At 53.6% G+C, this 12,779-nt stretch carries 12 protein-coding genes and 4 tRNA genes; 12 read left to right on the forward strand and 4 right to left on the reverse strand.

The genetic code is table 11. The annotated features are described in order from the left end of the window. The first annotated feature begins 2 nt into the window (after nt 1-2). From pilB to coaE, 4 genes are all read left to right on the forward strand, one after another. Entirely contained in the window at nt 3-1,709 is a 1,707-nt protein-coding gene (gene pilB, locus ACN0VL_RS01200) for a type IV-A pilus assembly ATPase PilB (RefSeq protein ID WP_417614298.1), read from the forward strand. Between the two features lie 236 nt (nt 1,710-1,945). After that, nucleotides 1,946-3,160 (forward strand): type II secretion system F family protein, encoded by a 1,215-nt coding sequence (locus tag ACN0VL_RS01205; protein WP_417614300.1) that lies wholly within the window; start codon nt 1,946-1,948, stop codon nt 3,158-3,160. A gap of 62 nt (nt 3,161-3,222) precedes the next feature. Then, on the forward strand, nt 3,223-4,089 hold the full coding sequence (locus ACN0VL_RS01210; protein ID WP_417614301.1) for a prepilin peptidase: 867 nt from the start codon (nt 3,223-3,225) through the stop codon (nt 4,087-4,089). Beyond that, nucleotides 4,086-4,688, forward strand: coding sequence for a dephospho-CoA kinase (gene coaE, locus ACN0VL_RS01215; protein WP_417614302.1), 603 nt, complete (start codon nt 4,086-4,088; stop codon nt 4,686-4,688). The genes ACN0VL_RS01210 and coaE overlap by 4 nt, the downstream gene beginning before the upstream one ends. An 83-nt stretch (nt 4,689-4,771) precedes the next feature. Here the strand turns inward: coaE and ACN0VL_RS01220 are convergent, their stop codons facing one another. The 3 genes from ACN0VL_RS01220 to ACN0VL_RS01230 all read right to left on the reverse strand — a co-directional run bounded on the left by ACN0VL_RS01220 (nt 4,772) and on the right by ACN0VL_RS01230 (nt 8,441). Further along, nucleotides 4,772-6,118: a M18 family aminopeptidase gene (locus ACN0VL_RS01220; RefSeq protein WP_417614304.1), complete on the reverse strand. Its 1,347-nt coding sequence runs from the start codon at nt 6,116-6,118 to the stop codon at nt 4,772-4,774. 153 nt (nt 6,119-6,271) lie between these two features. Then, nucleotides 6,272-6,988: a tRNA (guanosine(46)-N7)-methyltransferase TrmB gene (gene trmB, locus ACN0VL_RS01225; protein WP_417614305.1), complete on the reverse strand. Its 717-nt coding sequence runs from the start codon at nt 6,986-6,988 to the stop codon at nt 6,272-6,274. Nucleotides 6,989-7,262: 274 nt separating this feature from the next. After that, nucleotides 7,263-8,441 (reverse strand): PLP-dependent aminotransferase family protein, encoded by a 1,179-nt coding sequence (locus ACN0VL_RS01230; RefSeq protein ID WP_417614306.1) that lies wholly within the window; start codon nt 8,439-8,441, stop codon nt 7,263-7,265. A gap of 222 nt (nt 8,442-8,663) precedes the next feature. On the opposite strand from ACN0VL_RS01230, the gene mutY reads away from it, so the two are divergent. The 7 genes from mutY (at nt 8,664) to ACN0VL_RS01265 (ending at nt 11,704) form a co-directional block, all read left to right on the forward strand. Beyond that, the gene (gene mutY / locus ACN0VL_RS01235) at nt 8,664-9,725 is read left to right on the forward strand and encodes an A/G-specific adenine glycosylase (RefSeq protein WP_417614307.1); all 1,062 of its coding nucleotides are present in this window, start codon (nt 8,664-8,666) and stop codon (nt 9,723-9,725) included. After that, on the forward strand, nt 9,722-9,997 hold the full coding sequence (locus tag ACN0VL_RS01240) for an oxidative damage protection protein (RefSeq protein ID WP_417614308.1): 276 nt from the start codon (nt 9,722-9,724) through the stop codon (nt 9,995-9,997). The genes mutY and ACN0VL_RS01240 overlap by 4 nt, the downstream gene beginning before the upstream one ends. 95 nt (nt 9,998-10,092) lie before the next feature. After that, nucleotides 10,093-10,168: transfer RNA gene (locus ACN0VL_RS01245), tRNA-Phe, on the forward strand. A 50-nt stretch (nt 10,169-10,218) separates the two neighbouring features. Next, nucleotides 10,219-10,294, forward strand: a tRNA-Phe gene (locus ACN0VL_RS01250). A gap of 50 nt (nt 10,295-10,344) precedes the next feature. Continuing rightward, a tRNA-Phe gene (locus ACN0VL_RS01255) sits at nt 10,345-10,420 on the forward strand. Nucleotides 10,421-10,440: 20 nt separating this feature from the next. Beyond that, a tRNA-Thr gene (locus tag ACN0VL_RS01260) sits at nt 10,441-10,516 on the forward strand. A 201-nt stretch (nt 10,517-10,717) separates the two neighbouring features. Next, nucleotides 10,718-11,704, forward strand: a complete 987-nt coding sequence (locus ACN0VL_RS01265; RefSeq protein WP_417614309.1) for a hypothetical protein — start codon at nt 10,718-10,720, stop codon at nt 11,702-11,704. An 11-nt stretch (nt 11,705-11,715) separates the two neighbouring features. Here the strand turns inward: ACN0VL_RS01265 and ACN0VL_RS01270 are convergent, their stop codons facing one another. Beyond that, the gene (locus tag ACN0VL_RS01270; protein ID WP_417614310.1) at nt 11,716-12,024 is read right to left on the reverse strand and encodes a putative quinol monooxygenase; all 309 of its coding nucleotides are present in this window, start codon (nt 12,022-12,024) and stop codon (nt 11,716-11,718) included. 295 nt (nt 12,025-12,319) lie between these two features. On the opposite strand from ACN0VL_RS01270, the gene ACN0VL_RS01275 reads away from it, so the two are divergent. Next, complete coding sequence (locus tag ACN0VL_RS01275) at nt 12,320-12,529, forward strand: cold-shock protein (RefSeq protein ID WP_188628770.1); 210 nt, start codon at nt 12,320-12,322, stop codon at nt 12,527-12,529. The last annotated feature ends 250 nt before the right edge of the window (nt 12,530-12,779 follow it).

A 12,779-nucleotide genomic window follows, 5' to 3' on the forward strand; every position in this document is an offset into this window, starting at 1 on the left:
CCATGGATATCAGACACAGCGGTCTGGCCAAGAGCCTGCAGCAGTCGTCATTAATCAACTCCCGGCTACTGGAGATGGCCCTCACCCAGGCTCGCCAGGAAGGCAAACCCCTGAGCAGCACCCTGGTTGAGCGCCAGCTGATCTCCAGCCAGGAACTGGCACAGTTTTGCGTGCAACAATATGGACTGGCCCTGCTCGACCTGGATCAGGTCACTCCGGAGTCGCTGCCACCACAATATCTCAGCATGGACCTCATTGAACGTCACCACGCATTACCGCTCTTCTTGCAGAACAACATCCTGTATCTGGCCATGGCAGATCCCACCAACCTGGCGGCTCTGGACGACTTCAGCTTTCGCTTCAATATCGTGACCGATGCCAGGCTGGTAGAAGAGTCCAAGCTTTCACTGTTACTCAACCAGCTGCACCATGGCAACAGCACCAGCCTGCAGATGGAGGAAGTGGAAAGCGGCGATATGGTTGATCTCGAGCTGGCGGATGACACGGCTGACGCTGATACCTCGCTAGACAGTCAGGATGAGGATGCTCCCATAGTGCGCTATATCCATAACGTCATGCTGGAAGCGGTGCGCCGTCAGGCCTCGGATGTGCACTTCGAACCCTATGAGCGCTTTTATCGCATTCGTTTTCGCATCGACGGCATGCTGCACGACATTGCCTCGCCGCCTATCGGCCTGGCCACTCGTTTTGCCGCCCGGCTCAAGGTCATGGCTCAACTCGATATTGCAGAACGCAGACTGCCACAGGATGGCCGCATCAAGCTGAAATTAACGCAAAAAAAGTCGATAGACATGCGGATGAGCAGCCTGCCGACCCAAAGCGGAGAAAAAGTCGTGCTGCGTCTGCTTGACAGTGCTGCCATCAAGCTGGATATCGACCAGCTTGGCTTTGAACCACACCAAAAACAGCTTTATCTGGCCGCCCTCAATCAGTCCCAGGGCATGATCCTGGTCACGGGCCCGACCGGCTCGGGAAAAACTGTCTCGCTTTATACCGGCTTGAGCATGCTGAACACGGTCAGCGCCAATATATCCACCGCCGAAGATCCGGTAGAAATCATCATGCCGGGCATTAATCAGGTACAAATCAACCCCAAAGCCGGGCTGAGCTTTGCCTATACGTTGCGCGCCTTTTTGCGACAGGATCCCGATATTATTATGGTGGGAGAGATCCGCGACCTGGAAACCGCCGAAATAGCGGTCAAGGCGGCACAAACCGGGCACCTGGTGCTGTCGACCCTGCACACCAACTCCGCAGCCGAGACCCTGACCCGGCTCAGAAACATGGGACTGGCCGCCTATAATATTGCTGCTTCGATCAGCCTGATTATTGCCCAGCGACTGGCGAGAAAGCTGTGCCCGCATTGCAAGGTGGCTGAGTCATCGAGCAACCAACAGCTGTTTGGCCTTGATAACGAGGCGACACTTTACCAGGCCAGCGGCTGCGAGCTCTGTACCGACGGCTACAAGGGACGAACCGGCATTTATGAAGTACTGCCCATGAATAACATGCTGGCCGAGCTGATTGTCAGTGGTGCCGACTCGTTAACCCTGGCCCGCACCGCCGCCGACTCGGGCATGATCAGCCTTCGGCAAGCGGCGCTCAACAAGGTACGACTGGGCATTATCAGCCTGGCGGAGGCAAACCGCATTACCATTGGCGATAATAACGATCTGCCTGAAGGTTAAATGCAAAACAATGTCCGGCCTGATTAGGGTCTGTTGACCTTTCGAGATGATTTTTGCAGCAGTTTGTGGGGACGTTATACAAGGCAGCGCTTATGCCGTGTAGTCATTCTCCACAAATAAGCGATAACGCAGTAGAAAGCCCCCACAAGCGCTGCCCTTCGGGTTCGGCTAAACGCGTTTAACTCGAACAAAACTTAACCGCGAAAGGTCAACAGACCCTAGAGCGAGGTGAATACATGGAGGAAGAATACCGGCAATACCAGTGGCAGGGCATGAATCAACAGGGACAGAAAGTAAGCGGCTCGGTGCAGGAAACCAGCCAGCTGGCCGTTAAATATCAGCTACAACGTCAGGGGATAACCCCCACCCGAATTCGGCGCCAACGACGCAGCCTGCTCACGCAATACAACAGCAGGATAAAAGCGGCAGACATAGCGGTGATTACCCGCCAAATTGCCACCCTGCTCGGCGCGGGCGTTCCTCTGGTACAAAGCCTGCGCCTGATTGCCCGCTCCACACAAAAAAGCAGCCTGCACCAGCTCGTAACCAGCCTCGCCAGTGATGTAGAAAACGGCACCCCCTTGTCGGCTGCTCTGGAAAAGTTTCCTCATCAATTTAACGAGCTCTATTGCGACCTGGTGCACTCTGGCGAACAAACCGGTGCGTTGGAGCACATTTTTGAACAGATAGCGATTTATCGAGAAAAAACCGAAAGACTCAAATCGACCATTAAAAAAGCCCTGTTTTATCCGGCCATGGTACTGCTGGTTGCCGGCCTGGTCACCGTCATCCTGCTGCTGTTCGTGATCCCGCAATTTGAGGAGGTGTTCGCCGGCTTTGGCGCTCCTCTCCCTCTGTTTACCCAATGGGTAATCAGCTTGTCTCGCGGACTGCAGAACAGCTGGCTGAGCATACTCATGGGCACAGTGTTCATCCTGTTTCTGTATCATCGCCTTTGGTGCTATTCCCCCCGGGTACGCCAGGCCAGCGATCGTCTGTTACTGAACTTACCCATAATAGGCATCATTATTCGCAAGGCCGCCTTAACCGGTTTTGCCCGCACCCTGGCCACCACCTTTGCCGCCGGCATCCCCCTGGTCGACGGACTCACCTCTGCGGCCGGCGCCAGCGGCAACCGGATTTATCGCCAGGCGGTGTTGCAGGTGCGCGCCGACGTGGTCGCCGGCCTGCCGATGAACATGGCGCTGCGTGCCACTCAGCTGTTTCCGGATATGGTGATACAAATGGTCACCATAGGAGAAGAAACCGGCGCCATAGACGGCATGATGGACAAGGTTGCCGGCATTTACGAACATGAAGTGGATAACGCCATCAGTGGGCTGACCAGCCTAATCGAGCCGCTGATGATGCTGGTACTGGGGATTTTGGTTGGCGGCCTGGTCATAGCCATGTATCTTCCTATCTTTGACCTGGGTAACGTCATTCGCTAACTCCTGGTCCCGGCTTGATGTCTTCTCGACTCCTTCCCGCACTTTTTTCATAAGGAACAGAAATGGCTGCCCTGAGCCAATGGCTAACCACAAACGACATTGCACTGTATGTCATCGTTATCTTGCTGGGTCTTCTGGTCGGCAGCTTTTTAAATGTCGTCATCTATCGACTGCCACTGATGTTACAACGCGAATGGCAGAATGAATGTGCCGAACTCAACGGCTCGAACACGCCGGCGCAGCCCGCCTTTAACTTGTGCACTCCCCGATCTCGGTGCCCGCATTGTCAGCACCAATTGAGTGCCTTAGATAATATTCCGCTATTAAGCTGGCTCTACCTGAAGGGGCGCTGCCGCTACTGCCAGGCCAGGGTGTCGACACGCTATCCATTGATAGAAGTGACCGCCGCCATCCTGTCGGCCCTCGCCCTATGGCGCTTTGGTGCCAGCCCACAACTATTCGCCGCAATCATACTCAGCTGGACCTTACTGTGTATGACGATGATCGATATCGATCATCTGCTGTTGCCAGACAACCTGACGCTGCCACTACTGTGGCTCGGACTACTACTCAATATCAATACGCTGTTTGTGTCACTGCAAGATGCCGTTCTGGGGGCTGCGATTGGTTATGGCGTGTTATGGAGCCTGTATTGGCTGTTTAAACTCGCCACCGGCAAGGAAGGCATGGGCTATGGTGACTTCAAGTTACTCGCGGCCCTGGGAGCCTGGTTTGGCTGGCAGGCCGTGCTGCCTATCTTGCTATTATCTTCTGTGGTGGGCTCTGTTATCGGCCTGTCCTTGATGGCCAGCCGACGTTTAGGTGCCGACCGTGCCCTTCCCTTCGGGCCCGCCCTGGCCTTGGCCGGCTGGGCTTACCTGATTTGGGGGTCGCAATTGATAAACTGGTATTGGAGTGTGGCGTTATGACGTATATCGTGGGGTTAACCGGGGGGATCGGCAGTGGTAAAAGCACCATTGCCAACTGGTTTGCCGAGCAAGGCGTGACCATAGTGGATGCCGATATTATCGCCCGTGACGTGGTCGCGGTGGGCGAGCCGGTACTCGATGCCATTGCCGCCCATTTTGGCCCGGACGTGATTGCCGAAGACGGCAGCCTCAACCGCAGTAAGCTGCGCCAGCGTATTTTTGAAAACCCCGCCGATCGCCATTGGCTGGAGGCCTTGCTGCATCCCCTGATCCGTGAACGCATGATGGCCGCCTGTCAGTCGGCACAGTCGGCCTACTGCTTGTTGGTGGTGCCTTTATTGGTAGAGAACAAACTCACCGGTTTATGTCACCGTGTGCTGGTGGTCGACGTCTCGCCCGAGCAGCAAGTCGCCCGAACCATGCAGCGTGACCAGGCCGATGAGGCGCAGGTTAATGCCATTATGGCCAGCCAGGCCAGTCGAGAACAGCGCCTGGCTGCGGCAGATGATGTCATAGATAACAACGGCCAGGATCGTAGCCTGATAAAAGCCGCCGTGGCGCAGCTACATGAAAAGTATCTGACGCTGGCTAGCCAGTAAGGAGTTAGAGGCAAAGTGTGAGGAGTAACATCCGCGTCTGTAAACCCAGTGTTTAACCCCTCACCCTTCACCCCTTACGTACGTTACTGCCCGTCCCACTGGCTGATAAAGGCTTGCAGCGCCTGTGCCAGGTACCAGGCATCCTTGGTTCCGGCGGTTTCGCGGATGGAATGCATGGACCATTGTGGCGCACCGACGTCGACCACCCTTACGCCTAGCTTGGTGGCGGCAATCGGCCCTATGGTGCTGCCGCAGCCCATGTCCGATCTGACGACAAAATGCTGATAGGGCACCCTGGCCATGTCACAGAAACTGCTGAACAGGGCGCTGGTTTCGCTGCTGGTGGCATAACGCTGGTTGGCATTCACTTTGATCACCGGGCCCGCATTGATTTGGGGGCCGTGGTTTTCATCATGCTTGTCGGCGTAGTTGGGATGTATGGCGTGGGCGTTATCACAAGAAATCAGCAGTGAACGCGCCATCATGCGCTGGTACTTCTGCTCTTCACCACTTAAACGGCGCAATACGCTTTCCAGAAATGGCCCTTCTGCGCCTATGGCAGAGGCACTGCCCACTTCTTCATGGTCGTTACATACCAGTAAAGAGGTGGCTGCCTGCGGTGCATCTACCGCCAGTGTGCTGGCCACCAACAGGGCATGCAAGCCGGTGTAACAGGACAAAAGATTATCCAGGCGAGCAGAGCTGATAAACTCCTGCTCCAGGCCCACTAAAGCCGGTGGCTGGGTATCATAAAAACACAAGTCATAATCCACCACTTCATCCACTGAATGGCCTTCTTGACGCAACCAGCCTGCCAACAACTGGCGCAATATCAGACTGGGGCCCTGGCTTGAGTTACCACTCGAGTGTTCGCCGGTTTCCAGCCCCAGCACGGGGGGTAAATGTAGCTGGGCATTGATTTCAGAGTTCTTGTTGGCTTCCCGGTTCAGGTGGATCGCCAAAGAAGGAATAATCGCTATCGGTTTTTTTACATCCAGCAGGGCCGACTGTAACTTGCCCGCCTCATCGCGAAAGTGAATCTCGCCAGCCAGGGAAAGATCCCGGTCAAACCAGGGATGCATCAAGACGCCGCCGTACACTTCGACCCCAAGTTGCAAGCAGCCCTGACGCAACAGCTCCGCCTTGGGCTTCACTTTTAAGCAGGGGCTGTCGGTGTGGGCGCCTATCATGCGGACACCGCCCTCGGCGACCGGCTGTTCACCCAGGCGAAACGCAATCAGTGAGCGGCCTCCACGCGTTACCCAATACCCCTGACCGGGCTGTAATTGCCACTCATCGCCTTCGTTTAGTGCCTGGTAGCCGGCCTCTTCAAGCTGACGCACCATGGCCGTTACTGCGTGGGCGGGGCTAGGCGAGGATTGTAAAAAACGCATTAAACCCTGATTAAATACTGCTTGCTGTTGAGTCACGAGTGCATTACCTCTATTTGGGAGTGTGAGGGGCAAGGGGTAAAGAGTGAAATGTGAAGAGTGAGGTGTCAGGCGTGAGGAATAAAACCCCACCTCGGCAGATCCGGTGTTTGGGCCTTCCCCTCACACCTTACCCCTCACGGTCTTGGGCGCTTACTTCGTGCGGGTAAAAATCAGATCCCAAACGCCATGCCCCAGGCGGTGGCCGCGCTGCTCAAACTTGGTGAGCGGCCGGTAATCGGGCCGCGGCATATAATCGCCGGTGGGGGAAGCATTGACATAACCGGGGGCTGCCTGCATGACTTCCAGCATATGCTCGGCATAGTTTTCCCAATCGGTTGCCATATGAAATTCACCGCCAATCTTCAGCTTGCTGCGCAGCATTTCCACGAACGCCGGCTGGACAATACGGCGCTTGTGATGACGGGTTTTATGCCAGGGATCGGGGAAAAACAGCTGTACCCTGTCCAGGCTTTGCTCGGGCAGCATATGCTCAAACACTTCCACTGCATCGTGACACATGACTCGCAGGTTGGTCAGCTTGGCGTCAGCCGCCCCCATCAGACAGGCCCCCACACCCGGGGTGTGCACTTCAATGCCAATGTAGTCCTGCTCGGGAGCGACGCTAGCCATCTCGACCAGAGAAGCGCCCATGCCAAAACCAATTTCCAGCACCCGAGGAGCCGAGCGTTTGAACACTGCATCCAAATCGAGCAAGCCAGGCGCATATTCAATGCCCATGATGGGCCATTGTTCGGTCATGGCTTTCTCCTGACCTTTGGTCAAGCGGCCTTCGCGACGTACAAAACTGCGGATTTTACGTTTGCGCAGCTCGTTTTCGGTTTGGTCGGCCTGGTGTTCGTCTGTCATTTGTTTTCTCCGGCGGGCATAAATGAGCGAATTATCCAAAGTTAAGCCCAAGGTGCAAGCTCAAACACAGCGATAAGCGTGAAGCTGTCAGCTATAAACGCCAAGTTTATCTGTTGAGTAGAAACTTGGTCTGTTGAATTTTTAATGGTAAATGAGGAAAAATAAAGCAGTAAACTACTTTTCAAGCCACAGACCAAGCTGCAAAAACAAACAAGCACCGAGAACAGGTGCTTGTTTTACTGACAACTTATGGCTTAAAGCTTCCAGCTATGGGTCAAAGTACCTGACTCAGCACTCGTCCCAGTCGCTTGATGCCCTCTTCTATGGTGGTCTCGTCGGCACCGGCATAGCTCAGGCGAGCGGTATTCAGGATGTCGGGGCGCACATAGAAGGGCTGACCGGGCACGAAGGCCACGTTTTCCTTGATCGCCAGATCGAACAGCGACATGGCATCGATGTGCTGTGGCAATTTCAACCACAAGAACATACCGCCCTCGGGCCGCGTAAAGTCGATACCCGGGCAGTATTTTAACAAGGCCTGCTCCATGGCAACTTTCTGGCGGCCATACACGGTACGAATGCTATCTATATGTTCATCCAGATCATTTTCTTGCAGATAGCCGTGCAGCACCTGCTGTACGAAGCCATTGGTATGCAAATCGGACGCTTGCTTGGCAATCATGACCTTTTGGCGTAGCCAGTCCGGCATTAACATCCAGCCTAAACGGAACGACGGAACCACCACTTTGGAGAAAGATCCCAACAGCACCACATTATCGGGCGCCAGCTTGGCAACCGGTGGTATATGCTCGCCTTCAAAGCGCAGCTCGCCATAAGGGTTATCTTCAATCATCAGCACATTATGCTTGATCAAGCGGTCGGCCACCGCCTGGCGGTTTTCACGGCTGTAGCTTAAACCGGTGGGGTTCTGAAAGTTGGTGACGCCATACAGCAGGCGGGCATGATCAGGCTCGGCCAGCAGGGAATCCAGCTCATTCAAATCCAGGCCGTCTTCATTCAAGGACACTCCCTGAAACTCAGGCTGATAAACCGACAACGCCTGAATGGCACCCAGATAGCCGGGCTCTTCAATGATCAGCTTGTCACCTTCGTCAACCAGCACCTTGCCCAGCAAGTCCAGCGCCTGCTGTGAACCGTTGGTGATCAGAATATTATCCGCAGACACTCGCATGCCGTGCTGCTGAAAGTAACGTTCGGCAATATATTCTCTTAACGGAGCAAACCCTTCGGTCGCGGAATACTGCAGGGCACTGTTGCCATTGTTCTGCAGTACCTTGGCGCTGGCCGTCGCCAGGGCTTCGTGAGGGAAAAAGGCCGGGTTGGGTAAACCGCCAGCAAATGAAATGACGTCTGGGTTCATCGCGACTTTAAGGATTTCACGAATGAAGGACGGCTCTACCTTGGCAAAGCGCTGAGCAAAAAAGGGTTGCATAAAGGTCTCTCTAAAAGCGGGCTTGGCGGGCGCCAATAAAACTCTCCTTTTGTATCAGAAAACAATCCAATAACAAACTACCAAGCGCAAAAGAGTGCGCTTGACAGGGTCATACGCTTCCAAACGCCGGGAATTCCCTCGGTTACCCGGAATATTGGCTGGTTTGCACTAACAGCACCACTGTGCTCTGATCCCGCCATTCTTTTTTAGACAGTCGATATTGTGAATACAGTTTCTTTTGCCCAGCGCGTACTGGCCTGGTATGAACAACATGGCCGCAAAACCCTGCCCTGGCAGCAGCAAAAAACACCTTACCGGGTATGGGTGTCCGAAATCATGCTGCAGCAAACTCAGGTAGCCACAGTGATCCCTTACTACGAGCGCTTTATGGCCCGCTTTCCCGATGTGGTAAGCCTGGCCAATGCCGAATCCGACGAGGTGCTGCATCTGTGGACCGGCCTGGGTTACTATGCCCGGGCTCGTAATCTGCATAAAGCCGCTCAGGTGATTCGCGATCACTATCAGGGCCACTTTCCCGAGCAGTTCGAAGAGGTACTGGGTCTGCCGGGCATAGGCCGCTCCACCGCCGGGGCCGTACTTTCCCTGTCACTGGGTCAGCACCATGGCATTCTGGATGGCAACGTCAAACGCGTACTGGCTCGCTGGCAGGCTCAGGTTGGCTGGCCGGGCAAAAAAGACGTGGAACACGCCCTTTGGCAACTGGTAGAGCAGTTAACCCCATCACAAGGCGTCACCCAATACAATCAGGCCATGATGGATCTGGGAGCGACCATTTGCACTCGCTCCAAGCCTAAGTGCGAGCTTTGTCCGGTGCAAGCTGACTGCCAGGCGCTGGCACTGGGTACCCCCACTGCCTTTCCCCATTCCAAACCGAAAAAGACGGTGCAACCGGAAAAGCAGGCCAGTTTTCTCCTGCTGAAACAGGGATCGCAGATTCTGCTGGTGCAACGGCCACCCCAGGGGATTTGGGGCGGTTTGTACTGTTTTCCCGAGTTTCATGACGAGCATGAACTCAGAAACTGGCTGAAACGTTACCCGGATGCCTCGGAGCCTGCCCAGCTGCCCGGCTTTCGTCATACATTTAGCCACTTTCATCTTGATATTACGCCGTGGCTGGTAGAATTACCGCAGATCCCCGCCGAGATCATGGCCGGATCGGAGCGACTTTGGTATAACTTGGAACAACCCGCGTCGGTCGGCCTGGCAGCGGCCACAAAAAAGCTGCTCGCCTACCCGCAATTGCATAAGAGGAATCATTCATGAGCCGTACTGTTTTTTGCCAACGTTTACAAAAAGAAGCCGAAGGCCTCGATTTTCAACTTTACCCCGGTGAATTGGGCAAGCGTATTTATGACAATATATCCAAAGAAGCCTGGGCCGGTTGGCAACACAAGCAAACCATGTTGATCAACGAAAAGAAGCTGAACATGATGAATGCCGAACACAGGCAGTTGCTGGAACAGGAAATGGTGGCCTATTTATTTGAAGGCGCCGAGGTAAAAGTCGAGGGTTACACCCCTCCAGCTGCAGACTAAACCACCGCTTTGTTCAAGGCTTGAGCGAACGCGCTTATGTGTTTGAAAAAGCGGTTGACTTGGCAGGGCCAATCTTATCTAATTACGCCCCGTCAGCCCGGATAGCTCAGTCGGTAGAGCAGGGGATTGAAAATCCCCGTGTCGGCAGTTCGATTCTGTCTCCGGGCACCAAATTTGAAGTAAATAGTTAAGTTTTAAATGTATGCTGTAAAGCGTGCTACGCCCGGATAGCTCAGTCGGTAGAGCAGGGGATTGAAAATCCCCGTGTCGGCAGTTCGATTCTGTCTCCGGGCACCATTTTTGAAGTAAGTAGTCAAGTTTTAAAAGTATGCAGCAATGCATATTACGCCCGGATAGCTCAGTCGGTAGAGCAGGGGATTGAAAATCCCCGTGTCGGCAGTTCGATTCTGTCTCCGGGCACCATTTTTGTGTGACCAGTTAAGGCCGGCATAGCTCAGTTGGTAGAGCAACTGACTTGTAATCAGTAGGTCCCGAGTTCGACTCTTGGTGCCGGCACCAGATTAAAACAATAAGTATTAAACTGTTCTATTTAACCAGCCTGTGTGCTGGTTTTTTTGTGCCTGTCGCTCCCCTCTTCTGCTCCTCTTCCTACCGACCCGTGCTGGTTTCATCTCCAGGTCTTCAGTTATTATTGTTGATGACGTTGGCATCTTTACTCTAAAAAACATAATCTTGAGCAAAAGGCAAAGGGATGTCGCCATGAAAAAAATATGTTTGTTGGCCTTGTTGGCAATGGCTCACACGGTAAGTGCTGAAGAAGTCGATGTAGATGCAATAGACGACAGTGACTTACCCGGCTGGGCGGTAGAGAAAATAGCCCCCATGCACGACACCATGACTAACTGGGTCACCAATAGTTCGCGAAACATTGATGGCTTCTTTGGTAGTGACGACAGCCTTAAGGTAGAAAACAATTCTTACCTGCGTCTGAGCCAAGAGCTGGAATGGAGCGAAATGGATGACTTTAGCGGCGATACCGGGGTGCGCTTTCGTCTTGACCTGCCTACCACCAAGGAACGGCTGCGTTTTATTATTGAAAGTGATCCGGAAGAGTCGGAAGGCACACTGGCCGAGCAAGGCTCCAACCGGTTACGTAACGATCAACGTGGCCTGGGCAGCACTATTATCGGGTTGAGCAAACTAGGTAATAGAGACAAGACCCAAGCCTGGGATTTACAGACGGGTGCCGGGGTTAAGGTGCGCTGGCCACCGGATCCTTATGTCCGCTTTACTGGCGAGCGTTTGTGGGATCTGGAGTCGCCCTGGCAATTGGAATCCTATAACCGGGCTTCCTGGTTTAATGAAGAGGGATATTCGGTGCGCAGCAAGTGGGATCTGGGCCGCCCCCTGGATGAAAACCACCACTTACGCTTTATTACCAACGTTCAGTGGCAGGAAGAAGTCGATACGCTGGAGTATTCGGAAGGCGTTGAGCTTAACCAGATACTCGGCTCGCGCAGCGTCATGCGTTATGCCGCCGTGGCGGTGGGCCGCAGTGCCTCCACCCCTCGCCTGCACGATTATTATCTTTATACACACTACCGGCGCAACCTGCACCGGGAAATCCTGTTTATCGACTTGATCCCGGAGCTGCATTTTCCCCGGGAACAAAATTACGATGCACAGTTCGGTGTGACTCTGCGGGTAGAAATGATGTTCAAGGGCGATCTGACCTTTCGCCGCTGAACCATGCCTGCTTAAATCGGCCGATGTAGCCTGACATCGGCTTCGGCTACCAGCTCCGGGGCGACTTGTTCAAAGTAGTCTTTGATGTACGGCTGGGCACAGTGGGCATCAAAGGCTTCCCGGCTGGCCCAGTGCTCAATAAAGACGCAGTCCCAGGGTTCACCGTTGGCACCGGCATAGGGTACTTCTTCGCTAAGTTGATATAGCAGGCACCCTTCTTCTCTGTGTGTCTCGCTGATCAGGCTCTTCAGTGCTTGCTGCAACGCTGCCGCCTGGCCATGGCGCGCCCTGAAGCGGGCCACACAATATAATTCGGACATGTCACTCTCTTGGTCTGGGGTTAAAAGCTGAGGGCGCATGCTAATACATACCCCCCGCACTGAATAGTCCGGCCCGGAGGCCACGTCCGTTTATGCAGCCGATGCTCATTATCAGGTAAAATAGCTGTTGACCTGAATACGATAACCGGTTAGAGTGCTTGCAGCTCGAAAAATATAGTTATATTTATGTTCTTGTTACGATGTTCTTGTAGTACCTCGTCCTGTATTTCATAAGTTAAATCTGTATTTTTTCAAGCACGCGTATTTATGGTAGATTTGTTTACAGGATTTAGGTATGTCTAATATCGTTAAAGGTAAAGTAAAGTTCTTCAATGAGTCAAAAGGTTTTGGCTTCATCGAGCAAGAATCAGGCCCTGATGTATTCGTACACTTCAGTGCTATCCAGAGCCAGGGTTTCAAAACTCTGGCAGAAGGCCAGGCTGTTGAGTTCACAGTAGCTCAAGGTCAGAAAGGTCCTCAGGCTGAGAACGTAGTTCCTCTGTAAGAGACTACCTCACCCAAAGAATCTATAAGCCGTGCCCTAGGGCGCGGCTTTTTTTATGTCCGAAATACGTTGTTAGCCGTAAATGGTGAGGAGTGAGGTGAACAACACGAATTTGCAGCTATACGGTTATGCTTTCCTCTCATACCAAACTGAGTAAGTAACTGGTCTATTAGCTGCTCAGTAAAGGCCGAACGAAGGGTCTACTCCACCGACACGCTGCAAGCACATCCCTGTGGCGCTCAAACACATG

The organism is Oceanisphaera sp. (genome assembly GCF_048268965.1).
In the GTDB taxonomy this organism is placed as follows: domain Bacteria; phylum Pseudomonadota; class Gammaproteobacteria; order Enterobacterales; family Aeromonadaceae; genus Oceanimonas.